Annotated in this window: 16 protein-coding genes and 2 pseudogenes; 1 reads left to right on the top strand and 17 read right to left on the bottom strand. The window is 38.3% G+C overall.

Annotated features, from left to right (window positions below):
* Window positions 1–321: 321 nt before the first annotated feature.
* From dnaK to ruvB, 16 genes and pseudogenes are all read right to left on the bottom strand, one after another.
* Window positions 322–2160, bottom strand: coding sequence for a molecular chaperone DnaK (gene dnaK / locus SRT_RS00510; protein WP_002266386.1), 1839 nt, complete (start codon window positions 2158–2160; stop codon window positions 322–324).
* 372 nt (window positions 2161–2532) lie between these two features.
* On the bottom strand, window positions 2533–3072 hold the full coding sequence (gene grpE, locus SRT_RS00500; RefSeq protein ID WP_128832678.1) for a nucleotide exchange factor GrpE: 540 nt from the start codon (window positions 3070–3072) through the stop codon (window positions 2533–2535).
* 42 nt (window positions 3073–3114) lie between these two features.
* Window positions 3115–4149 (bottom strand): heat-inducible transcriptional repressor HrcA, encoded by a 1035-nt coding sequence (hrcA, locus tag SRT_RS00495; RefSeq protein WP_002271415.1) that lies wholly within the window; start codon window positions 4147–4149, stop codon window positions 3115–3117.
* A 174-nt stretch (window positions 4150–4323) separates the two neighbouring features.
* Window positions 4324–5883, bottom strand: coding sequence for a glycoside hydrolase family 32 protein (locus tag SRT_RS00490; protein WP_128832677.1), 1560 nt, complete (start codon window positions 5881–5883; stop codon window positions 4324–4326).
* Between the two features lie 89 nt (window positions 5884–5972).
* Window positions 5973–10243: pseudogene (fruA, locus tag SRT_RS00485) on the bottom strand (fructan beta-fructosidase).
* A 495-nt stretch (window positions 10244–10738) separates the two neighbouring features.
* Window positions 10739–11326 (bottom strand): glycoside hydrolase family 73 protein, encoded by a 588-nt coding sequence (locus SRT_RS00480; RefSeq protein ID WP_128832676.1) that lies wholly within the window; start codon window positions 11324–11326, stop codon window positions 10739–10741.
* A gap of 3 nt (window positions 11327–11329) precedes the next feature.
* Complete coding sequence (locus SRT_RS00475) at window positions 11330–12079, bottom strand: M15 family metallopeptidase (RefSeq protein WP_128832675.1); 750 nt, start codon at window positions 12077–12079, stop codon at window positions 11330–11332.
* Window positions 12063–12773 carry a histidine phosphatase family protein gene (locus tag SRT_RS00470; RefSeq protein WP_128832674.1) on the bottom strand — a complete coding sequence of 237 codons (711 nt, stop codon included), beginning with the start codon at window positions 12771–12773 and terminating at the stop codon, window positions 12063–12065. The genes SRT_RS00475 and SRT_RS00470 overlap by 17 nt, the downstream gene beginning before the upstream one ends.
* Window positions 12774–12845: 72 nt before the next feature.
* Window positions 12846–14183 carry a PFL family protein gene (locus tag SRT_RS00465; protein WP_128832673.1) on the bottom strand — a complete coding sequence of 446 codons (1338 nt, stop codon included), beginning with the start codon at window positions 14181–14183 and terminating at the stop codon, window positions 12846–12848.
* 19 nt (window positions 14184–14202) lie between these two features.
* On the bottom strand, window positions 14203–14469 hold the full coding sequence (locus SRT_RS00460) for an ACT domain-containing protein (protein WP_002264687.1): 267 nt from the start codon (window positions 14467–14469) through the stop codon (window positions 14203–14205).
* Between the two features lie 377 nt (window positions 14470–14846).
* Window positions 14847–16130, bottom strand: coding sequence for an MATE family efflux transporter (locus SRT_RS00455; RefSeq protein WP_128832672.1), 1284 nt, complete (start codon window positions 16128–16130; stop codon window positions 14847–14849).
* Window positions 16131–16587: 457 nt separating this feature from the next.
* The gene (gene thrC, locus SRT_RS00445) at window positions 16588–18072 is read right to left on the bottom strand and encodes a threonine synthase (protein WP_128832671.1); all 1485 of its coding nucleotides are present in this window, start codon (window positions 18070–18072) and stop codon (window positions 16588–16590) included.
* 676 nt (window positions 18073–18748) lie between these two features.
* Window positions 18749–20539 carry an acyltransferase family protein gene (locus SRT_RS00430; RefSeq protein WP_128832670.1) on the bottom strand — a complete coding sequence of 597 codons (1791 nt, stop codon included), beginning with the start codon at window positions 20537–20539 and terminating at the stop codon, window positions 18749–18751.
* A complete protein-coding gene (locus SRT_RS00425) occupies window positions 20536–20919 on the bottom strand; it encodes an MORN repeat-containing protein (RefSeq protein ID WP_128832669.1) in 384 nt (127 codons plus the stop codon). The genes SRT_RS00430 and SRT_RS00425 overlap by 4 nt, the downstream gene beginning before the upstream one ends.
* A 64-nt stretch (window positions 20920–20983) precedes the next feature.
* Window positions 20984–21409 carry a low molecular weight protein-tyrosine-phosphatase gene (locus SRT_RS00420; protein WP_128832668.1) on the bottom strand — a complete coding sequence of 142 codons (426 nt, stop codon included), beginning with the start codon at window positions 21407–21409 and terminating at the stop codon, window positions 20984–20986.
* 37 nt (window positions 21410–21446) lie between these two features.
* A complete protein-coding gene (ruvB, locus tag SRT_RS00415) occupies window positions 21447–22442 on the bottom strand; it encodes a Holliday junction branch migration DNA helicase RuvB (RefSeq protein ID WP_128832667.1) in 996 nt (331 codons plus the stop codon).
* 406 nt (window positions 22443–22848) lie between these two features.
* Between ruvB and SRT_RS00410 the strand changes: the two are divergent.
* Window positions 22849–24689, top strand: a pseudogene (locus SRT_RS00410) (SMU_63c family functional amyloid protein).
* 457 nt (window positions 24690–25146) lie between these two features.
* Here the strand turns inward: SRT_RS00410 and SRT_RS00405 are convergent.
* Window positions 25147–26061, bottom strand: coding sequence for a helix-turn-helix domain-containing protein (locus SRT_RS00405; protein ID WP_128832666.1), 915 nt, complete (start codon window positions 26059–26061; stop codon window positions 25147–25149).
* Between the last annotated feature and the right edge of the window lie 198 nt (window positions 26062–26259).

Raw genomic sequence — 26259 nt, 5'->3', positions numbered from 1 at the left:
TCGGGTTCAGTTCCTCTCTTTGAAACTTAGAAAGTTGTAATATTTTGAGAAGTCGTTCTGAACAACTCAGCAATTCCTTCTTGCGTCAGCCAATTCCAAAAACAGAGGCTGGTTTGCAACCTCTGAATTTAATTGAGCTTATAGTTATGACGTGAGATTTTGGAAATGATACTTTTCGAAAATCGGACTAGTAAGACGTTTAGGGCATTCGCCAAATAGCAATTGCTGTAGAGAAAGACAATCACTTTAGTGATTAGTCATTCTTAACTACCTCACTCTCCTGATTTTCAAGCTCGGGATAAAATAGTCCACTGGACTATTTTATTTCTCCGTAAACTCTCCATCTACAACATCGTCGCCACCCTTATCTGATGAGTCAGCATCAGATGATTGAGCTCCTTCTTGATCTGCTTGTGCTTGTTGTGCGGCAGCAGCTTGTTCATAAAGTTTCATGGCAAGAGCTTGAGCTTTTTCATTAAGTGCCTCAAGTTTAGCCTTCATATCGTCAAAGTTCCCTGATTCTTGGGCTTTCTTCAAGTCATCAAGAGCAGCCTGAGCGGCATCACGTTCAGTATCGAAACCTTTGCCTTCAGTTTCTTTGATAGTTTTTTCGGTTGTAAAGATAGCTTGATCAACCTCGTTCTTAAGATCAACTTCTTCTTTACGCTTAGCATCAGCTTCAGCATTTGCTTCAGCATCTTTCATCATTTTATCAATTTCTTCATCAGTAAGGCCTGAGTTAGATTGAATGACGATTGTTTGTTCTTTTTGAGTTCCAAGGTCTTTAGCCTTAACAGACACGATACCGTTCTTATCAATATCGAATGTTACTTCGATTTGTGGCACACCACGAGGCGCAGCTGGAATATCTGCCAATTGGAAACGACCAAGTGTTTTATTGTCCGCTGCCATTGGGCGTTCCCCTTGGAGGACATGGATATCAACGGCTGGTTGGTTATCTGCAGCTGTTGAGAAGACTTGTGATTTAGAAGTTGGGATTGTTGTATTGCGATCAATGAGTTTAGTAAAGACACCACCCATTGTTTCGATACCAAGTGACAATGGCGTTACGTCAAGAAGAACGACATCTTTGACATCACCAGTGATAACACCACCTTGAATGGCAGCCCCCATAGCAACAACTTCATCTGGATTCACTGATTTATTTGGTTCTTTGCCAGTTTCAGCTTTAACAGTATCTACAACAGCTGGAATACGTGTTGAACCGCCGACTAAGATAACTTCATCAATTTCTGACAATGACAAACCAGCATCTGAAAGGGCTTGACGAACAGGAGTTTTAGTACGTTCAACTAGATCGCGTGTTAAATCATCAAACTTAGCACGAGAAAGGCTCGTTTCTAAATGAAGGGGTCCCGCTTCACCAGCGGTAATGAAAGGTAAACTGATTTGTGTTGATGTTACACCTGAAAGATCTTTCTTAGCTTTTTCAGCAGCATCTTTCAAGCGTTGAAGAGCCATCTTATCAGTTGATAAATCAATACCATTTTCTTTCTTGAATTCTTCAACCAACCAATCAATGACTTTTTGGTCAAAGTTATCACCACCAAGTTTATTATCTCCAGCAGTTGCCAAAACGTCAAAGACACCGTCACCTAATTCAAGGATTGATACGTCAAAAGTACCGCCGCCAAGGTCGAAGACTAAAATTTTCTCATCTTTATCTGTTTTGTCAAGGCCATAAGCAAGTGCTGCAGCTGTTGGTTCGTTGACAATACGTTCTACTTCAAGACCAGCGATTTTACCAGCATCTTTAGTTGCTTGACGTTGTGCATCGTTAAAGTAAGCAGGAACTGTAATAACGGCTTTTTCGACTTTTTCACCAAGGTAATCTTCCGCATAACCTTTCAAATATTGCAGAATCATAGCTGAGATTTCTTGTGGCGTATACTCTTTGCCATTAGCTGAAACTTTTTCAGAAGTCCCCATCTTAGATTTGATGGAAAGAATTGTTTCTGGATTAGTCACTGCTTGACGTTTAGCAGCATCACCAACGATAATTTCACCATTTTTAAATGAAACTACAGAAGGAGTTGTACGGTTTCCTTCGGGATTAGCGATAATTTTGCTTTCAGTTCCTTCAAGAACTGCAACTGCTGAGTTTGTTGTACCTAAATCAATACCAATAATTTTAGACATAATAATGATACCAAGAACGCCGAAAATGCAACTGAAAATTAGGAAACCAACGACGCATTCAATGAGTGCTAGGCGGTTTATCTATTTTCCGAAGTATTGGTTCGGGTTCAAATCCTTTCTTAATTCCTCTTTAAATTTTTTTCTTTTTTGCTATTTCCCTTAGTGGTGAGGATATGAGCAACTCCTTTCGGGATTTCATCACTTATTTTTGAGACTGAAGTCCCAAAAAATCCCTTTGTTCCAGTAGCGCAAGCTACTGAAACTTTCACCACATCGGGAAATATCGCTGTAGTTCGCTTCGCTCACTGTAGGCAAAGCTGAGCTCATGTTTTTAACTTTTTCATAGTTTACTGTCGTTTCGGACAAATTGTTTTAGTTATAGACAACTACCATTGCCGGTCTTAACAAACGTTCATGGAGCTGATACCCTTTTTGAAGGACTTGTGCAATACTATCTGCTGGATGGTCATCATCTGCATCAAGAGTCTGCACAGCCATATGCAAATTAGGATCAAAATTTTCAAGTTCAACCTCTTCCACACCTTCTTCTTTCAAAGCCTGAATGAGACTCTCCTGAACCATTTCTAATCCTTTCTTGACATCATCTGTCAAACCTTCAACAGCAAGAGCACGTTCAAGATTATCAAGTGAAGGTAAGATCGCTTTAGCTAAATCCTGAGAGCGATATCTCTGCAAACTTTGTCGCTCTTCATTAGCGCGACGCTGAATATTTTGTATTTCAGCATGAGCACGCAAATATTTATTTTCAAAATCTTCAGCTCGCTCAAGTGCTTCTTGCAACTCCTTGTTTTCAGAAGTTTCTTCAGCGACTTCTTTTACGGACTCTTCAGTTGTAGGCTCAGTTGCTTCTACTTCTTCCTTGATCTCTTCTTTTTTATCTTTTTTCGACAAGGCTTTACCTTCTTTCTTTATATTTAAGATACAAATTCATCCCTAATGAACCTCATAATGATTGCTATTGAGATAACGATAGAAATCACCTAGTTTTACGGCTAAAACACGACTGATAACATTAATCAAGCTTATTGTTCTTTGATAATCCAAATCTACTGGACCAATTACTGTCAAAACTCCAAACCCTCTATAAGGAATGAGAAATTTCTGACTGATAACAGTTAAATCTACTAAGCTCTTTTCCTTACTCTCAGCAACTTGAACTCGATGAAGTTCATCTTCAGGAAGGCTTTGGCGAATTTCAAGAGCTACTGATTGTAGATTTTCCAAGAATTGATAAGTGTCAAGTCCAGCAAATTCCAAAGTTTTAATTTTACCAGAGATAAAAACTTCTTCTTGAAAAATAGGATTAAAAATGTGATCAAATAGATCTAAAACATTGTCCGTTCGTGGAAAATATTTCTGAATGATCTGCGGCAGCTCCGTTCGTAAACGATAATGAATATCTAGAACCGTTTGATTTAAAAAACGTTCCCGAGCTATTTTGGCCACCGTCATTAAATCGCTGTCCAAAAAATTTTTGGGAATAGCAAATTGTACCGTTACAGGACTGGCTTCATCTAGAGTCAAAACAGCTAAGGCATCATGATTACTAAGCTTAACAATATCAAAAGTAGTCAAACGTTGCTTTTTAGGCTCCACATCCAAAATCAGTGCTGTATAGCCAGTCAGATTCGCCAAAACATCACTGGCTCTTTGTAAAAGATCTCCTAAACGAAAAGCTTCAAAATCAAATGCCTTAATGACTTGATAAACATCCTGTTCGTCCAAACTATCTGGATTCAAAGAATGTTCAACAAAATAACGAAAACCTTCTTGACTGGGCAAACGACCGCTGGAAGTGTGCGCCTTCTCTAAAAGTCCTAACTTTTCTAAAGCTGCCATATCATTTCTGATGGTCGCACTGCTTGATGCAATTGAATTCTGGAGTGTTTTAGACCCAATGGGTTCATGTGTCTTGGTAAAAAGTTCAACAATCAAATTGAGAATATCCTTTTGACGCTGGGTAATCACCTAAGTCCACCTCCCATCATTAATCAATAGAGTTAGCACTCTTAACAGTCGACTGCTAACTTCATGATTCCATTATACTCCATTCCTAATTTCTGTCAAGAGAAAAACACAAAAAATTAGCACTCTTTTTATTTGAGTGCTAAAAATCCGTTTTAAGACCTAGCTTTCTTGCTGTTACGTTTCTAAATTAGCTAAATCTGCCTGTAAACGGTTGCTTCCGCTCGTCTCAATAACGATGTCCATATCACTGGCAGTGGATAATTTGACCATGGAGTAGGTCTGACCATTTGGCAGAGCAAATTCTAAACTGGTTTTATCAGCTACTAGATAAATATTAAGTTCTTTTTGTCCACTCCAGTGGCTATCAATAACATATGAGCGTTCGTAATTCACTTTTTGGCTGCCAACTATTTTTGAACTGGTTCTTTTTACCTCATAGTATCCATTATCAACATTGTAGTCAAGAGACACTTGAGAATCTGCCTGTTTGAAAATTAAGCGAATATGGCCCTTCAAAGCATCAGAGTTAGCCTGAAACTTTAAAGATAGCTCTTGTGAATGCCATCTTGATAGCGATAATAAAGTTTTATGGTAACCATCATCAGCAAGTTTTGCCGTATCAGCGTTGCTTTGGTAGCTAACAGCGTTTGTCCTGGAGTTGTTATTTTTAAGGTAAGACTCCAAAACATATTTACCATCTCTTTTAACCATTGTAATATCCCTAGCTGAACTAAGGGAACCTAAATGTTTGGATTCTTGGCCTTGATCATCAAGAATCTGCCCTTGCAGGTAATCCCAATTCCCCATCCAAGCAATACTCTTAACGATGCTATTGCTTTCTTGATAAAAGTTAGCACCGTAATAGTCTGATCCTTGATCCAAACGTTCTGCATTTTGCTCTGGCACAAAATTCCCTTGAGTATCTAAATGACCAACCATATAATAAGTTCCAGTTGTTGAACCATATTGGTAGCCATTTGCACCAAAAAAGAGAACATGTTTCGTCGTATTCGTTGCAGAATCATAAAAAGTTTTTAAATTTGGACATTCCACAAGACCTAAGTCTTTTCCACCTAAGGTATATTGATTGAGGACAGTCGCTCCTTGATAAGCCCAATTTTTCCCGTCTGAACTAGCATAAGTTCCAATTTTATCGCCCTCAGCCAGATACATCATTAACCTTTTGGAACTAGAATCATACCAAATGTAAGGATCACGCGCATTTTGCTCTTTTGTTTGTGAAGTCATAACTGGCTTACCATCATTGTAAGGCTGGTAGCTGCTGCCATTATCTAATGAATAAGCGACATATTGATGTTGACCTGTATCAGTATAGCTGGTAAAGTAGGCTACAATCGCACTGGCAGGTAAATCTTTGAAAAATTGATTACTATTTTGAAAAATTGATCCTGTTGCTACTGCTGACCAACCATTAACAAATTTAGGAATAGCTACTCCTAAATTTTCAAAATGTTCCCAATCTTTAGTTCTCACATGGTACCATTCTGTTCCATCATTTGCCAATTTATAGTTACTATTTAACAAATAATACATATGGTAGTAACCATCATTCCCTTTAAAAATCGTCTGAATATCATTCATAAATCCTTTGGGTGTATTATAATGATTGGTTTGCTGATACTCAGAACTTTCGCTGCTTCCAGCATAAATTTTAAAGGAGCCAAGAAAAGCAATTAAACCGATTAATAAATAAAGTAATTTTTTCTTTAGCATAAGACACCTCTACCTCTATCTACTGTTAGCCAAAAACAAACCTCTAGACTCGTCAAAATCTAGAGGTTTACTTTAAGAAAATGAATCAATCAATCCTTGCATTTTTTGAAATAGCCAGCTATTTCTACAAGAAATGAACCAATCATTGCCCACACTCCTAATTGACTTAAGTCTGTCTTCTGATCACCAGTATCTGGCAGCGTTGCTTTAGATGAAGAACTCATTGCTAAAGGTCTTGTTTGTTGAACAATATTGACATCTGCTGCCTTATTTGCAGTATATTTTTGTGAAATAGGTGAAACCTTAACCTCTTGTTCTAAATGTAATGGATAAGAAACAGCAACATTTTCTTGCTTTTCTTTATCCTGAGGGTTTGTTTGGTTTTCTGCTTGATAGACTAAGCCGTATTCACTAAAGTGTCCTGCTGTAAAGCGGACATAATTTTGCTGCTTACCATTGCTATCTGTCAAGCTCACAATCATAAACGGAAGGTTTTCTTCGTTGTCCGTATTTGGTAAATACACTACTTTATCTACCACTTTTCCAGCATCAATTGGCAATAAGACTGTCGCTGGTTTCGTAATAGCAACAACTTTCTCATCTTTATCAATAGGCGTGATATTGAAGAGATCATAGTCTTTTGCATTTAGAACAGCTGGTGTATGAGCATCATTCGTTTCGATATGGCTGACCTTGACTCTAACGATAGAAGCTAGCTCCCCTTTTTGAAGAATGACACGAACGCCAGTTGCAGGGTCAATCAATTCCCTTTCTTGATCCAATACTTCTGGGGCATCTGGTTGCGGTTTCGGATCAGGACCTGGTTTGGGAGTTGTTGCATGATCTGTTACAAAGAAGTTTTGAAATTCAACAGCTCCGTCCCACAAACCGAGACCTACATAAGCATCATTAAAGTATGCGTCCACTTGATCAAAGTTATGGCTCATCACTTCTTGACCATCTACTGATATGATTATACTATTTTTTGTTTTTGTGACTTTAATATGGTGGTATTGACCATCATTGATTCGTTTGCCCATGTTGGTTTCTGCAATGGTATCGCCAGCAAAACGGTAAAGCCGAACAGTCTCACTGTCACCAAATTGTACAGAATATGCTTGACTCGGATCAATATTGCCAGAAGCAACAAAAAGATTAATTAAACCACGTTGGTATTTGAGATCAATATCGTAATCATATTCTTTGAGACCCGGTTTTTGAGAAGCCATATAGTAATCATTCGAACCTGTATTACTATCATAGAGCGTTTCATCATCAACATACCACTTACCAGTAACAGATTGCAAGCCCTTGAGGTTAGTCTTGAAGTTATTTAAGGTAATACTGATCGTAAAGGTTTTACTGAGACTTGAGTTTTCTTTAGAAATTGCTGTAACAGTAAGCTTTCCTTTTTTCACAGCGGTCAAATGAAGAACATTACCCTTTTGACTTGTCCTAACAAGACTTGGATCACTGATCGTCCATTCCACATCTTGCCTAACACTTGCTGGTGCCAGATAGACTTGCAGATCCTGAGTTTGACCAACTTGAAGGGCTAGCTCTTTCGCAGTTGTTGTGTTCATAGCCACCGGTTTTGTCGTATCTTTCTTATCTGTCCAAATCGTTTTCATTTGATAAACGGAGATATCTGCTTGAGCTTTGCCGCCTTCTACAATAATACTGGCTCCTACAGCTTCTGGATTAGGAAAAATTTGATTAGCACCAGCCACTGTATTATTTTTGGAAAAGACTTCAACACTGGCACGATCAACATAGAGATGCAAATCAATAGAGCCGTCTGCATTTTTAGTCACATGTTGACTATTAACCTTTGCAAAAGCAGCAGATAAGATGGTACCCGACTGACTACGGTCAATAGACAAGGTTTCTGTCTGCAAGTCATAAATAACTTTCGTTGCTTGACCATTGCCAACACGAAGATTGAAGCCTACTTTTGTGGTCTTTTCATCTGGTCGGAAATGAGAAACAATTTCATAACTATCTCCTTTGAAATCCTTCAAAAGAGTATTATTAGCATCTACTGTTACATCTTTGAAATGCAAGGCAGTATTCACATCACGAAGACTATCATAGGCCTTAACAGGCGTTTGCGTCAAGATGTACTGACCATTTTCATTGATAAGACCAAGATCAAGGTTTAAATTAAACGTACCGTTAAAGTCTTGCCCAACCGTATCTGCTACAAGATTACAGTAATCTTCCCATGTGTTCATCCAGTTGACTTCTGTTAATTTTGGAATGGTTGGTCGGGTCTCTGTACCAAAATCGTGTACATAGTAAGTCATAGCAGCATAAGAATCTTTACCGAAGTTCATGACCTGATCCTTATCTTTATAAGCAGCATCTGCTATAAAAGTCCATTTACCATCTACTTGTTTGAAATCACCAACCTTGTAAAAACGACCGCCGCGAGACAGCACCCATTTAAGCACACCATCATTAGCAACAATTGGATACATATCTGGACATTCTGTATGAAGATCAGGATAGGTAGACTCCACCTTCCAGTCTTTTAAATTGTTAGAAGAATAGATGCGAAGCGGACCCCCTGCTAGTACCATGAACCATTGGTTATTCCAGTGAAAAACTTTTGGATCACGAAAATCCTGATTTTGCAATGGGTCATTTGACCAATCGGCTACAATTTTGTCATATTTCTGCCAAGTCTTGCCTTCATCTTCACTATAGGCAAGTTCCATGCGCTGTCCATTTCCATTAGCTGTGATAATCGCAACTAAGCCACCTTTAGCCGTCTTAAATAAGCCTGAACTATTATGTTCGTCAACCACTGCACAGCCTGAGAACATGTAGCCGTTTGAATCTGGGTAAAAAGCAATTGGCTCTTCTTTCCAGTGAATCAAATCTGTACTGGTCGCGTGCGCCCAGTGCATAGGACCCCATTTCGTATCATCGTAAAATTGATGGAAGAGATGATAAACACCATTGTAATAAACCAAGCCATTAGGATCATTAGCCCAGCCGTCTTTTACAGAATAGTGATATTGGTCGCGATAAAGTTCATTATAATAGACTTCGTCATTTTGCCGACGGTGGACATTAATACGATAAGTCAATGTTACTGTACGGCCAAATGAATCTATAATTGTACTCTTAATAGTGAAATAATTAGCGCCTACGTTGACTGGGAGATGAGAAGGGTCTGTGTAAACATGACCAGCCTCATCTTCTACTGTGACAGTAGCTGCAGGATTATGTTTAGCAATGTCAAAGCCCACTTGAGAGGCATCATTGCTAACATACTGAATATGAAGGGGTTCCTCAGAGAAGAATTGACCTTGTTTTTCGACACTTCCCTTATCAGACCTTACTGTAATATTATCAATCAGCGGAGCTGTTGTATCGTCCAATAGAGCAAATTTTGTATTTTGGAAAACCATATCGCCATTCCAATTCAAAAGACCAAAGTGTCCTTCAGGAATGACAGTGTTTTGACCTTTATCAGCTTTTTGAAGGACATAATCCCCTGTGCTAGCCATCAAAACATCATTGACATAATAAGAAATCCAGTTATTAACCGCCACAACCTTAAGAGTATAGCGATTATCAGCTGTCGGTGCCACATCGCGTTCATCAATTAATTGGATATCTTTATTGTCAACCCAACGCCAAAATTTAGCCTTATGTCCCCCCACATCCACATTAACCGCATACATATTTTTGTTACTGCTATCATTGTTACTTCTAAAAACAAGAGCTGCTGCACCGCTGTTTTGTTTAAAAGTAACATCTGTCGCATAGACAAAGTTCTTCCCGCTTGATTGAGAATACAAGAAAGAATCACCCTTACCAGTGGCATTAGAATGAATACCATCTTCTTGTACTTCCCAAGTCCCATTCGTATCATGTGAGACATCTTTTAAATTGGTCTCAGAGTTAGCCTCTTCTTTCTTAGGGTCTGCTGCTTGCTGAACATCCGCCTTTGCTTGGGGTTCAGAGTCAGCCGGAGTAAGAGTTTGTTGAGGTTCTGTCGTGTCAGTCACTTGATAAGGACTGCTCGCACTGGCAGAGGGACTGATGGGGTCATTATCAGCAGACTCTGCAGTTTGATCTGCTGCCGCCGGAGTGGTCAGTTGTTTTGAAGCAGTTTCCTCAGCTTGAGTCGTTTCTGTAACTGCTGTTTCTTGAGATGATGTCTGACTGCTGTCTTCTCTTCTGACTTCTGTAACAGCAGTATCAGCAGCAGTTGTTGGACTCATATCTTCAGCTGCTGCCGGTAAAGCAGTTGTCAAACCTAACACAAAAAGACGGCAAAGCCAAAAATCCAGCTTTTACCACTTTTACGCATGAACCAATTCTTACAAACTGTTTCTTCTTCCATTTCCTTGCTCTCCTTTTTAAATTTATGAAACTGACAAACTCTGTTTAAACAGACAGCTGTTAAAATTGGCTGCTCGAAATTTTTTTATCCCTCATTTCTTTCATATTTAAGTCGGTCAGTATTTAAGCTTCAAAAGCTTATCTAAACTATTGTAAGCGCTATCTTAGCTTAAGTATAACAAATCCCTATCTATCTTCCATCTCGCAATTGTCATTTCCTTAATATGACAGATGTCATTGATGCTCACTAAAAATCAAAAAAATAGACTAGGCAAGGCGGCAAAGTTAATAGGCGCTAAGCATTTCATTAATTAGTGGTAGCTATTAGTGACAAGTCTGATTATCTCATTAGATCTTATTATCAAGACAACAACCTATCGTTTTGATTTTTGAAGAGTATAGTTTGAAAACAATAAAAAAGCATTCTAAACGATGCAGTTTCATCAGTCATATACTTTTATCCAAAACTAATAAACTCAACCGTTTTTTAGAATACCTATTTATCATAATCTGTTAAATTATTTTCCTCTATAACAGCTATTAACTTGTCCGCATAGTTAGGATCACTATTAAAACCAGCTGCTTGCAAGGCTCTTGCAACTGTTTTATAACCACTAGAAGTCATCATCGTCGTATACAATGCCTTATCCCAAATTTTATTTCCATGTAGAATAGCCATGTAATCATAAAGAGATTCTTTCCAAGATTCATAAACAAGATAGCGGTTTGTCACTTCCTGCCAACGTCCATTCTTGTACTCATGGTTTTTTAAACGAACAGCTCCTTGACCTGGACTTGCTTCAATGCTAAAAAGATTGTGATATTTATTGGCTAGCAAAGTACTGCCAAAATGACTGTCCAGCGCTGCTTGTCCAATAATAATAGAACTCCTCACGCCATAGATTTTTGATAACTTTTGAGCTGTTGGAGCAATTTCTTTGACAAACTCTTTATGACTATAAGGACTTGACATTTTTTTGTTAGCATCAGCCAATCCTCCACTTGCCAAAACCGGAAGCAAAATCACCAGCAAAAGAAGTAAAACAATTACAACAAAAGACTTAAATTTGAGTCTTGCTCTCACGATCTACTTCTCCTTTAATTTTTTTAAATATTCTTCTAAGGTTAAATCATGCTTTGTCATATACTTGGCAGATTTAACACCAACATAGCGATAGTGCCAGTCCTCATAATCAATACCTGTAGCATCCTTTTTACCTTCAGGAAAACGAAGGACAAAACCATATTTAGGCGCAATGGCAGCAACCTTGGCAACAACATTAGTATCACTTTGATTAAGACTGTCAACTGTACTCATATCAATAGCCAGTCCCGTTTGGTGTTCACTAGAACCCGGTGGCTGAGAATAAGTTTGAACCTGTTTTTGCGCCTCTTCTTGGTTAAGGCTGGGATTGTTGGCTTTTTCTTGAGCTATATAATTATTATAGAGTTCTTCTTGATAGGCAACACTGCGATAGCCTGATATCAAATGTTCACTGGAGTCAATTTCTTGCGCAGCTGCTAGAAATTTCCTCGTATTTTCTGCAATGCGAGAATCCACCTTAACGCCGTCAATATCAGTCACATCAGGGTTCATTTCAGCAGTGATATGATCACGATTAACCAAAACCAACTCCCAATCATTTGCTGAAACATTTGGTAAGCCTGCTGTTTGTTTGCTCTTTTTTGTCTCAGCAACTTGCTGCGTTTTGTTCCCTGCCTTATTTTCTTGTGCCCCTTGTTTGCCTTTATGTAAAAAAAGATAAATGCCCAAAATGAAAACAAAGATAATACCTATTTGCAGCACAATTGTTAATAAACTAGAATTTTTCTTCATAAATATCTTCCAAAATTTTTCTTCCTTGATGACGATAAGACATATCTGCAATCGTTTCAATAGAAAATTTATTATCTTTATAAGAAACAACAGAAACACTGCCATTATCAATAGCCGCTTTTTCCTGCTTGTGGTCTATCAGCCACATAAAAGTACCAATAGTCATCCCATGGCTGACTATAATAGTATTTCCGCCTCCAGATTGTTCAACTGTTTGAGCTATGGCTTCAAAACCATCATAAATACGTTTGCTAAGAATCTGCCAAGGTTCAGCCCAATTAGCTGTATCCACTTCAACGATACTAGCTGCTAATTCAGGGTAAGTTACTTCTTCAAAGGATTTGCCAGTATTAAAAGCTGCTGTTCGAGGCAAGACACCTTGGAAAAGATCCCCATCATAACCGCCATCAAGGCTCCCAAAGCACCATTCTCGAATGCGTTTATCTCGTACATAAGGCAAATTTTCATTATTCGTTTCACGAAGGATAATCTCCATTGTTTGCATGGTTCTGCCGCTGTCACTGGAAAAAGCTGCTTTAAAAGGGATACGGGCTTTCCTTAAACCAATTCCCAATTCCCGTATCCCTTCTTCACCTGCTTGTGTAAGAGGAGTATCACTCCAACCTTGAGCACGACCAATTGTATTAAACATTGTCTTTCCGTGTCTAGCTATATAGAGTCTTGTTTCTGCCATTTTTCTCTCCCAATCTAGCCTATATTATAACATTAAAAGAAAACACTTGCAAAAGACTTGCAAGTGCTCTACTTAATTTTTAAAGCTATGAATAGGTGCCGGAATCTGTCCGCCACGCGCAATAAAGTCTGCAGATGATTTTTTATTAACCGGCATGACAGGAGCATAACCGAGTAAACCGCCAAATTCAATCATATCGCCTTCCTTACCTTTAGGGATAATACGAACAGCCGTTGTTTTTTGATTGATGACACCAATAGCCGCTTCGTCTGCAATCATGGCTGCAATCGTTGTATCTGGTGTATCTGCTGGGATAGCAATCATATCAAGACCAACCGAGCAAATGGCTGTCATGGCTTCTAATTTCTCCAGATTAAGAGAACCATTTTGTACAGCAGCAATCATCCCCTCATCTTCGGAAACCGGAATAAAGGCGCCTGAGAGGCCGCCAACCTGATTACAAGCCATGACACCGCCCTTTTTGACCTGATCATTGAGGAGTGCCAAGGCCGCTGTTGTCCCATGAGTTCCGACGGTTTCCAGCCCCATTTCTTCAAGAACACGAGCTACAGAATCGCCAACAGCCGGCGTCGGTGCAAGAGATAAGTCTACAATACCAAATTTGACACCAAGACGCTCACTAGCCAAGCTACCAACCAACTGACCAATACGGGTGATTTTAAAAGCTGTTTTCTTAACAGTCTCAGCCACCACATCAAAACTTTGACCGCGGACCTTTTCTAAAGCACGCTTGACAACACCCGGTCCAGAAACACCAACATTGATGACAACATCTGCTTCCCCAACACCGTGAAAGGCTCCTGCCATAAAAGGATTATCTTCTACTGCATTGGCAAAAACAACCAATTTTGCAGGTCCCATTTCTGAAGCTGCTGAGGTCTCTTTAATAATGCGTCCCATATCGCGGACAGCTGTCATGTTGATTCCCGACTTAGTTGAACCAATATTGACAGACGAACAGACAAAGTCCGTTTCGGCAAGAGCTTTTGGGATCGAATTAATAAGAATTTCATCCCCTTTTTGATAGCCTTTTTGTACCAAAGCAGAAAAGCCACCAATAAAATTCACTCCAATCTCTTTTGCTGCATGGTCAAGCGCCTTGGCTAAGGGCACATAATCCGTCGCATCTGTTGCTGCACCAATAATTGAAATCGGTGTAACCGATACACGCTTATTAACAATTGGAATACCGAGTTCTGTTGAAATATCATCCCCCACTTGAACCAACTTGCCAGCTTTGGTTACAATTTTGTGATAAACCTTTTCAGCTGCTTTTTCAATATCCGAATCAATACAATCAAGAAGCGAAATTCCCATGGTAATTGTCCGAACATCAAAATTCTGCTCTTCAATCATTGCAATCGTTTCGGTAACCTGTTTAATATCCATCAGACTAAAACTCCTATTCTTACAAGTTATGCATAGCGTCAAAAATAGCTGAACTTTGAATATTAATTTTGACATTCAAGGTCTCACCGAAAGCTTCAAACTCTTTCCTAAGCTGTGCAAAATCCTGACTTCCTTGAGAAGATACGACTGCCATCATCGTAAAATACTCATCTAAAACAGTCTGTGTAATATCATCAATGTTAAGACCTAACTCTGCAATTTTAGTTGACACACCTGCTACAATTCCAGTCCTATCTTTTCCAACCACTGTAATAATCGCCTTCATATTAGCCTCCAAATATCTTCTACGTTTTTTTATTTTAGCATAAATAAGCTGAAAGTTCTATATTAAATACAATGATAATGTTCGGATTTTTGTCTATTTTCCTTTTAAGAAGCAAAATTTAATAAGACGATCACCGCTTTCTTTCTGTTACCTTGCTTTCTAGAAAAATATTCAAAAAAGAGGGAAAATCATCATGAAATTATGATATCGATTGTGCTGTTCCAACTAAAGTTGATTAAGTATTGACATGAACCGATGTTTATGGAATTAGATAAATATTTTCAATTAACCACTACATAATAAAAAAGGTCGGAGCATTTTTGTTCCAACCTTCCTACTTAAGCCTTATCGCTGACTGTTATAAACTGGATAAGTTATTATTGAATCTTCTGCATATACTTTCTATACAAGTAATAGAGAAATAGCCATCTAAAAACATTATCTGCTAAGGTCGCCAGCCAAACTCCGGATAAACCAAGATTTAAATGAACCCCTAAATAATAGCCTAAAACAATACGAATCAGCCACATACCAAGTGTCGTCGCATAAAAAGTCAGTTTAGCTTTTCCCAGGCCCTGCCAAGCAGCTGTAAAAATCAGGGTACCTGATATTGCAGGACCTCCTATAAAAGAATAAAACAATACGACTAAACTCGCTTGAAGAGCCGCTTCATTATCGGTAAATAGATAGGTCAGATACCTGCCTCCAAAAAGGATACAAGCTCCCACCAACATGATTAACAGGGTAGCAATAAGGTAAGACTCTCTAACAACTTCCTTAATGACCTTCTTTTGCCCTTGCCCTAAATTATGGGCTACTAAGATAACTGTTGCTGTGGCAACCCCCATTCCCGGCATATAATTAAACTGTGTCAGGGTCTCACCAATAGCATTTCCAGCTACTGCCGCTGTCCCAAATTTAACGATAATAGCAATAATAACAACATCACCTGCTCGCATCATTAAACGCTCACCAGCTGAAGGCAAAGCAATGGCTAGGAAGGCCCTGTCAATTTTAATTCTCATTGACCTCAAAATAGCTTTAATCGGTAATTGACAAGCTAAAACAAAGGTCCCAAGAAAACGTGAAAGAACTGTTGCTGCCGCAACTCCAACAATTCCCCAATGTCCAATATAAATAGCTGCAGTTGCTAAAATAACATTAACAATATTGGTTAGTAAACTGACATACATAGGCAAACGTGGTTTCCCTTGTGCTCTCAAAATAGCACCCAGCGACGTTTGTAAGCCAAGACTGACAACCAAACCGCCAACAATAGCTAAATAAATTCCTCCTGCCTGTGTGACACTATCTGTTGTTCCTAAAAGATGAAGCATATTGTTGCCAAAAACAAAAGATATAAACCCTAACACTAAACTCAGCATTAATGTGATGGCAACGGACTCAGACTGATAAAACCTCACTCTGGCTTGGTTATCTTCACCTAAACTTTTAGCCACTAAACTGGATACTGCCGCCTCAAGTGCAATAAAAATAGCCTGATAAATTGTAATAATATTATTAGCAACCGAAACACCAGATACAGCAACCAAACCAAGCTGAGCCACTAAATAGTTGTCAACAACTCCCATTAACATTTGCAGTAAGTTTTCTGCCATAGCTGGCAGAGCAAGCTCTATAATTTTATTTCTTTGATTCATCTTGATTATGTAGAAAGGTTTTTCATATGCTATTGAATTTTCAAGCAATAGAAAAAAGCAGTCTTTGCTGAAAACACAGCAAAGTAATTAAAACTTTCTATCCATCACACATTCAAGCATTAACCTTTCTCATCTTCCTTCCTATATGATGAAAAAGTGGGACAGACTTCTATGATTGCTGTACAAATCATCCAAAAAATAGTGTAAATCCAAATCCCTAAGATTACCTATAAAAAATCAGTAAATCATAATAAAAAGCGATATTGATTTCATCATCCTAGCTTTCGCAAAGTGGATTAGGCATTGACACAAACTGACCTTCATAAGATTAGATAAACTCCAACAGTCCAGCGGACTGATGCTAAAAATCAAAAAGCGAAATTCCCAACCAACTGCTGCGTTAAACGAAAACCATTATACAATAAAAAGGTCGGAACACTTTTGTTCCAGCCTCCTGTTAAATTCCTAAATATGACTCTACTGCTTTTTGCATATCAGCTGCCACGACAACATTTCGATGACGAACTTCAGCAGTTTCAAGGCCATCAACTGCCCTTGGCACTGACACACCTGATAAACGGCTCAGCTCACGTACAGCTGCAAAATCATCTTTTGGATCTTTGCCTTCGACTGCAGAGACAACGACACGCGGAAATTTATAAGGGCTAGCTGTTGAAGCTATTACAGTTGGGCTTTGATCACCACTAGATTTCCTATAAGCATGGTAAACAGACGAAGCAACTGCTGTATGCGGATCTTCAATATAATGCGAAGCGGTATAAACACGTTTAATCTCAGCGGCTGTCTCTTCTTCAGTCGCAAATCCCGCAGCAAATAAATCTAAAATAGTCTTATCAGCTTTTTCTAAAGTATACTCACCCTTTTCAACTAAAGCCTGCATGAGTTCTTTTGTTTTAACAGAATCATTTCCCAAAAGATGAAAAATAAGGCGTTCCAAATTAGACGAAACAAGAATGTCCATTGAGGGACTGGTTGTTACACGAAATTCTCTTTTCTTATCATAAGTCCCTGTTTTGAAGAAGTCAGTCAAAACATTATTTTCATTTGAAGCACAAATAAGTTTGCCAATTGGCACACCAATTTGACGTGCATAATAAGCAGCTAAAATATTTCCAAAATTTCCTGTTGGTACTGTAAAGTTAACTCTATCACCGTTTTTGATGTCACCTGACTTAAGCAACTGGGCATAAGCATAAACATAGTAAACCACTTGTGGTACTAAGCGACCGACATTCATAGAATTTGCCGATGAAAATTGGGCACCGTGCTCTAAAAGTTTTGCTCGCAGATCACTATCGTTGAACATCTTTTTGACATTTGTCTGAGCATCATCAAAGTTTCCTTCAATAGCAACAACGTGTGTATTATCTCCTACCTGTGTGGTCATTTGTAATTCTTGAATCTTGCTGACACCACCATTAGGATAAAAGACAATAATTTCCGTTCCCGGAACATCCGCAAAGCCTGCCATAGCTGCCTTACCAGTATCTCCGGATGTCGCTGTTAAAATGACGATCTTGTTGTTAATGCCTTGCTTTTTAGCTGACGTTGTTAAAAGATAAGGCAAAATCGAAAGTGCCATATCCTTAAAAGCAATAGTTGAACCATGAAAAAGTTCAAGATTATATTGGCCATTAAGTTTAACTAAAGGTGCAATGCCCGGTGTATCAAACTTAGCATCATAAGCATTAGCAATACAATAATCCAATTCTGCTTCTGTAAAATCATCCAAAAAAGCTGATAAAACCAACTTAGCGACTTCTTGATAGGAAGCCGTTTTAAGCTGGTCAAAATCCAAATCAACTTGCGGATAAGATGTCGGCGTAAAAAGACCGCCATCTCTTGCTAAGCCTTGCAAAATAGCCTGACTGGCGCTTACTTTATTATTTTCATCACGGGTTGATTGATACACTAATGTCATGATTCATCCTCTTTTTATAGATAGCTTTTTAAGCATTATACCATAATTATCAGACAATTTGCTCATATTTATTTAAAAAAGAGAGTGAGTCAAAAATCGGTAATGGTAAATCGCAATAAAACTGCGATGTTGATTTCATCGTCCTACCTTTCGCAAAGTGGATGAGGTATTGATACAAACTGAGCTTCATGGGATTAAGCGCATCATTTCCTAAACGATTGAAAGTTTAAGCCTAAAAACCAAGAGGCAAAAAGTTCAATCAACCGCTGCATCAAACTAACACCACCATACAATAAAAAGGTTGGAACACTTTTGTCCCAACCTTCACAAAATATTAATGACCCCAACGAGCATCCACACCAGCAATAGAAATCCAAATTGCTGCTAAAGCATCATAAAACAAAGCAGACATGCCATATCCTCCATTCCTCACATCTTATGTCACCACAATTATAACGCAGAAGCAAGCTCTTGTAAACCGAATTCAGGCCTTTTTTATCAATTTTTTAATGTCATTACTTCTAACATCTTTAGTAACTTGAAAGCACCTATAAATCTCAAATCAATTTCATTGATCCAATCAGCATAGGATCGCTCAAAACAACGAAAAAACCTCAACTTTATTCTTTATCTCTCACTTTGATTTAAGTCAAGACCGCCCCTCTAAAGACTATGGCTAGGGTTGTTTTTCCCCTTTAGCAGGCTGCTTTGCAGATGCCTGAATGGCTTTTTTTATAGTTTCGACATAAAGTTTAGCACCTTCATCACTGCTGTCATTATAGTGAACACCATCAGATTCCGTCCAAATTTCAGGATGTGCCACAGCTGCTTGATACCAATCAGCTACCGTGACAAACTGGTATTTCTTTGCTAAATCTAATTCGTAATCACGAATATCTGGAATACGTTCATCTTTAGTATTATAAGGAGTCACAATAATAAGTCGATGTCCATCTGGGAGATTATCAATGAATTGTTGAATATTATCTTTGTAACCTTCAACCGAATTAACGCCAACCGCTAAAACAACTGTTTTTGATAATGTACTATTATCAATATGATTTTTAAAAATATCATAGGCATTCCCAAAATTACGGCTAACTGCCGCGTCTACCTGAGCTTCCGGCAGTAGTTCAGAAAAAGCAGTACTTGAGCGCAAAGCAACTGAATCACCAATAACAGTGATATCACTAATAGCACTTGCGTCTCCAGCAGCCAGCGTATGTGTCCGATTCATATTATTATCAGCTTGGTTGAGCGCATCAACTAAAAGTCCTGTTTCAAAAGAACCGACACTTGGTGCCGTAAAGGCAATACTTAAAGTCACAACGGTCAATAAACCAACCAAACTGTAGAACCATTTTTTGTAATGCTCAATAGGAATAGCCAGCCCAAACAAAACAGCTTGCTTTCCTGCAATATAAGGTTCAACAACATAATAAGAAATCGTTGCAAAGATAAGAGAGAAAAGGACTGTAAAAATGACAGCCAACCAGTTATTCATTAATTGTCCAAAGATAATATAAAAAGGCCAGTGAAAAAGGTAAACACCATAACTGATATCAGCTAAATAAGTAACAAAAGCAGGTTCTTGCAAATGTGACGTTTGGTCATTTAAGACACGGCTGGAATAAACCATTACAGCTGTGAATAGACTGGCTAAAGCAAAACCAAATAAATAAGTGATTATATTATTAAAGTCAAGAATAAATCCTAACAGAAATAGCAAGGCTGCACTGCCAACCATGAAAAGGACAACGCGTTTGGTTTGCCAGAGCTGCACATTTTTCTTAAAGCGTTTCGTTGTCTCACTAATTCCTGACATCGTTGCAAAAATGGCTCCTAAAAAGAAAGGAAAAATATGTGACAAAGTTGAAAAATAAATTGTCGAAAAATTATTAACAAAAAAGGCACGCGCAAACATAGTGAAGAAGCTCAGCAAAAATAAACCAACTGAAAGCAAAAAAATGAGGCCGCGAAATTGCGTAGGGTCTTTAACCTTTCTTGATAAGAACCAGACAAGAATCCCCCAAAAAAGGTAAAAATGCACTTCAATAGCTAGGCTCCAAGTATGAACAAAAAGGTGGGGGATGAATTGGCTTTCATAACTGCTGCCAGTAAAAATTTCATAAAGGTTAGTTGTAAAACCTAGAACAGAAGCAATTTGGCGGCCAATATCTGCCACAAAATCCTTCCTAATCAAAAAAGTAAAAGGCAAAACGACCAAAACCATAATGACAACAGGCGGTACAATGCGATAGAAGCGCCGCCTTAGAAAGCCTAAAAGATCAATCATCTTATTTCTAGCAAATTCATCAATCAGTAGAGCTGTAATCAAATAACCCGAAAAGGTAAAGAAAACGTCTACTCCTATAAAGCCGCCCGGAAAAGCTCGTTGGAAAAAATGATAAAGCAGCACCAAAAGCAGCCCTGTAACTCTAACAAAAGAAAACCATTTTATTCTCATTTTTGATAAATCCCTTGCTTAAATGTCCCTTTATAAATTTTTTTGTCCTTAGCTGTTAATTTCCCATGACCATCTGCTTGTCCTTTTTTAAACTCGCCAACATAAGACCAGCCCATGCTGGACTTGAAGCGGCCATGACCGCTGAAAATACCATTAACAAAATGCCCCTCATAAACATCGCCATTAGGATAAGTTAGTTTTCCTTGGCCATTCATTCGATGATTGAGGACATAGCCTGTATAGTTAATCTTACCACCTTCATAAGTTAAGGTTGCTTTACTCCCAAATTTAAGGGTGAAAACAGATAAACCGCATACAAGGATGACAATAACTGCTAACAGCTCTAATTTTTCTCTCGTTATCTGTATCTTTCTCATCATATTCCTTCAATTTTTCTTATCATATATGTCATTTTACTACAATTTGAAAATATAACAAGATGTACTATTTAATTTTTTTCAACCAAGTTTGACAGCCCTTTTCGACCAGATGATAAGTTTCTTCGAAGTCTCCGGTATAGTAAGGATCCGGTACACCACCATCAATAAAAAGAAAGATTTTATCATCAAATTGTCCTTGAGATAACCTTTTGAGATCACAGACATTAGTCTCGTCCATTCCAATGATCCAATCAAAGTAAGCAAAATCAGCCAAACTAATTCGTTGAGATCTTTTAGAGGAATCATAAGCAATTTTATATTTTCTAAAAATCCCTTGCGTTCCGCGATGAATAGGATTTCCATGTTCCCAACCTGACGTTGCCCGGCTGGCAATCTCTAGACTAGCATTGGATGCTGCCTCTCTCATCACAAATTCAGCCATAGGACTGCGGCAGATATTACCCAAACAAACAAAACAAATTTTCTTCATGCTATTCCTTTAACTTTTCTTGTCAGAATGACTATTGTTATTCTGTGTAACGATAACCCAAATGTTCATAAGCTTTGGCAGTGGCTACACGTCCACTGCGGGTCCGTATAATAAATCCCTTTTGAATAAGATAGGGTTCATACATGTCTTCAACGGTCTCACGTTCCTCGGCAATATTAACTGACAAAGTCCCCAGACCAACAGGCCCGCCATGATACATCTCAATCATCGTCTTAAGGATCTTCTGATCAACATAATCAAGACCTTCATGATCAACATCAAGCATGGTCAAAGCCTTATCTGTCATTTTATCATCAATAAGACCATCTCCCATAATTTGGGCATAATCTCGGACACGTTTTAAAAGTCTGTTAGCAATACGCGGAGTCCCACGAGAGCGCCGTGCTAATTCTAACGCAGCTTGATGGGTGATAGTCATCTCAAAAATATCCGCTGTTCGCTCAACAATTTCAGTTAAATCGATATCTGTATAATATTCCATATGACCTGTGATCCCAAAACGCGCTCGCAAAGGATTTGACAGCATACCTGCCCGTGTTGTCGCCCCAATTAAAGTAAAAGGCGGCAAATCCAAATGCACGCTGCGAGAAGTTTCTCCCGCACCAATCATAATGTCAATATAAAAATCTTCCATGGCACTATAAAGAACTTCCTCAACAGCCATAGGCAGCCGATGGATTTCATCAATAAAAAGAACATCCCCAGGCTCTAAGTCATTTAAAACAGCAACCAAATCGCCAGCTTTTTCAATAGCTGGACCACTGGTTTGCTTAAGATTAACCCCCAATTCATTGGCAATGACAAAAGCCATGGTAGTCTTACCAAGGCCGGGAGGACCAAATAAAAGGACATGATCCAAAGCCTCATCACGTTGTTTAGCTGCTTCAATGAAGATCTTCAGCTGGTCTTTAACTTTATTCTGACCAATATATTCCTGTAAATACTGCGGACGAAGTGTGCGTTCTGCAAATTCCTCATCGCCCATAGGTTCGTTATCTAAAATTCTAGTCATAAGACTATTATAACAGAAACGAAGTAAGCAGAATAGCACAAATCTTTCCAAGAATCTGCATTCACAGAAAAATAATTTAGTTATAAGATAAGCGCCAGCTTAAAGAGGCTGGGGTGCTTAGAAGGACAAATTGATAATATTCCTTCATTCTAAAGCTATATAAAACACAGCCAATAGAGCCCTAACGGCGGCGTGCCATCCTGCCGTTCCTATCATCTAAGGAAACCGTTAAAAAGTTTGGAATTCAGGTTTTGACAGCGCCCTTGTGAATTTTCTGAATTTTGATATAATAGAACGGTGGTAAAAAAGAATGATCAAGTTATCATTCTTTTTATTATATTTTTAAAGTTGAATATGTTTTTAAGAAAACTGATATTCATACTTTTTAGAAGGGTTAGAAACCACAATGAGTAAAAAATTTCTTTTTAATCGCTCTGTTTTCTCAAATGCTAAGGGACATGATGTCAAGCGCAAATCCTCCAAGGGGCTCGTAACGGGAATTGCCTTAGCAGGAGCTATCGTTTTACTGGGAGGCAGCAAAATTGCTTCTGCTGATAACGTTACTGCTTCAGAAAACACTACCACATCCTCAACTGCAGCTAACACAGACGCTGCAAATTCTCAGACAGTTGATAGCAATGATAGTGACAACAGCCAAGTGACTTCTGAGACTGCCTCATCAGAAAACAGCACAGCAAGCAGTGAGGCCGCTTCTGAAAGCAATGAAGCTGAGACAAACAATGACGCAACAGCTTCTGAGTCAGCCGATCAAAGTGATGATGAACTTTCCGATGAAATAACAAGTAATGAAGCTCAAGTTAAGTCTCAATCAGTCGCTGCTTTAGAGTCAGCAAAATATGATAAAGATGATGATGAAGAGGAAGAAGAAGTCAAAGAATACAAAGAAGATGATAAATCTGAAAAAGCAGATATTAAATTTGACAATACAGGTGTAAAAACAACTTCATCTGGTGTGAGCATTGATGGAAAAAACATTACCATTACATCTGCAGGAACTTATACCCTTACAGGGTCTGCCAGCGGCTACAGCATATCAGTAGCAGATAAAGTAACGGATACAGTGAAGCTCAAACTCGATGCAGTGAATTTGACTGACTCCACTATTTATTCATCAAGAGATTTAGATATTAAAGTCCTATCTGACAGCTCTATTTCGTCTTCTTTGAAGAATACAATCGAAACAGGAGGAGCACTCTACCTTTCCAGTAAAAGAAAAGCGGTTTAAAAGTTACAAGTACAGCTGGTCACGCTATCAAAGCAAACAGTTTAGAAGCTGATAAAGTAACCTTGGAGCTATCTTCTACTGCTAAAGATGGGATTAATGCCACATCAAACGTCTCCATTAACAAGTCAACTGTTACCATTTCGGCAGAAGATGATGGGATTCAAGCTGAAGATAATACCGATGTCAATTCAGGTGATATCCAGATCAAAGATTCTATTGTCAAAATCACCTCTACAAGTAAAGGAATTACAGCTAACGACGAGATAACCGTCAAAGGGTCAACTTTCATAACAATTACATCTGGCTCTGAAGGAATTGAAGGCCGCTATGTGAATTTAAAAAAGGGTCAAATAACAATCAATGCTGGTGATGATGCTATCAACGCGACTGAATGGACAACAAAAGACGATGCTGACCTATCACATTTGAAAAACAGCAAGAAAGATATCGAAAATGAGGTTGCTATTGTTATTTCTGGTGCTAATATCAGCGGTATTGGCAAAGATGACGGTGTGGATTCAAATGGAAATCTCTATATTACCGGTGGCAGTCTCAAAATTCAATCGATCACTGATTACAGCTCAGCCATTGATTATGATGGTACAGGGTTTGCTTCCGGGGGAACAACTTGGGCAATTGGTCATATGGGATTTGCTCAAGGCTTCTCAAAGGGAACCAAACAAGCTTATATTGCTGCGATTGTTTCAGGATTAGCCGGTGATACCATTACTATAACTGACTCAAAAGGGCATATCGTTGCAAAAACAAAGGCAGATGTAGACTTTGACCATGTTGTCTTTTCAAATAAAACCATCAAAGCAGGCAAAACCTACACGGTTACAACATCTGATGGTCATAAAGCAGTTATCAAAGCAACAAAAGACACAACCACTCATCCTTCAGGCAGGCATGTATCAAAAGATACTGTTCCGCTCCTTCCAAATGGGCACCATCCAGCCTTTCCTGGAAACGGGACACCTCCAAGTGATGAAAACAACTGATGACTCTGGCAATTAACCTGAACTTTAAAAATTAATAGAATGGAAGGTGTGTGTTCATTGAGATACACACCTTTTAGCATGCCATTGTCAGATTTACTCAATCAAATACCCTAGCTTTTTCAGCTAGGGCATTTAACTTTTGTTCATCCAGTCTTCCTATCTGAGCAAAATACCACAGATTTGATGCTGCAGCTGCTGCCGAAGACTTCGTTGATTTTATCTTGAGTCAAACGTGATCTGCCTATTGAATTTGCTTCTCTTTTTTATTACTGTGCTGTGTTAGCAAATACAAGTTATCACTATCTCAACATCATCATCTGACACAAGGGCTGTCTATTATAAGCCCCACCAGTCAAGACCCATCAAAATACTTGTTAAAATTGAAAACATCCTGTTATTCTCCTTTCTTTTTGATATTATTCATTATAAATGATCCCTCAAAAAAAGAACAGGACATTTATGTCCCGTTCTGAGAATCTTTTTGCCATTCTTTCTCCAAATTTTCTCTTAAATTAATGTTTTCTGTTAACTGGGCAAATAAGATAGCAGCATCATAGCTCTTTTTAGCTTGCGCATAATCTTTTTCAACAAACAAATAGTGTTTCCATGTCAGAAGATTAACAATAGGCTTTTTTTGAAAATCATAAGTTCTAGCCATGATTTCATTGCTGACAGCAATAAGCTGCTTAACAAAATCATATTTTTTCAATTCTAAGAGGAGTCCAAAATTATTCAATAAAACATTATTTAAAACGAAAAGATCTTCCAATGGAAGACAATGTACCTGCTTAAGCAATGTTTCCAATAATTGATTATATTTTTTTGAATCAAAAATAGCTGAATCCAAGCCACTAACAGTTAAGCAGGAAAAATAGAGATCAATCAGAATCAAATCATTGACCTGATAATTGGTTTTTCTTAAAATCTGATCAAAATAGTCATTTAAAATACCAACGCCAAAATCGATATTATCACTAAAATGAATATCTAGTTTCGATTGTAAACCATCAATAATCAATTGTTCTTCTTCAGGCAAATCATCATAAAACTGACTAAAAATCTCGTCAAAATAGGTTTCTTTTTCGGCTAATCTTTGCTGGTCGCCATAGGTTGGCGTTCGTAATAATAAATATTTTAGTTCTTTATAACGACTGGGTAACTCGACATTTTCTCCGTCCGTTAAATAGCCAAGCGTCACTCCTAAACGGCCTGCAATATAAACAGCTTTATTAAGAGTTGGCGTAGACTGTCCCGATTCAATTCTAGTCAGCTGCCGTATTGACAACTGCGATTCATCACGGCAGACAGCCTCTTTGGTCAGCCCCTTTTCTAACCTCAGGCTCTTAATTTTCTTCCCAAAATCTTTTAACATAAAACCTTTTCCTATAATCTCTGTCTAAACTTTTACTATTTTATCATAACTCTATAATATAGTAAATTTACTAGACTTCTATATGTTTTTTCTGACATCTTTTGGGAACAACACTTTCAGCGAGTTTCAAAAAGGAAGCATGAGTCATAAGCGTAGTCTTGCAGTAAACGATTCATCTTTGTTTTCTTATCCTTTATA

It is taken from the genome of Streptococcus troglodytae, from assembly GCF_002355215.1.
Classification (GTDB): Bacteria; Bacillota; Bacilli; order Lactobacillales; family Streptococcaceae; genus Streptococcus; species Streptococcus troglodytae.
The sequence above is the reverse complement of the archived record's forward strand: the minus strand, read 5'-3'. Positions and strand labels throughout refer to the sequence as shown.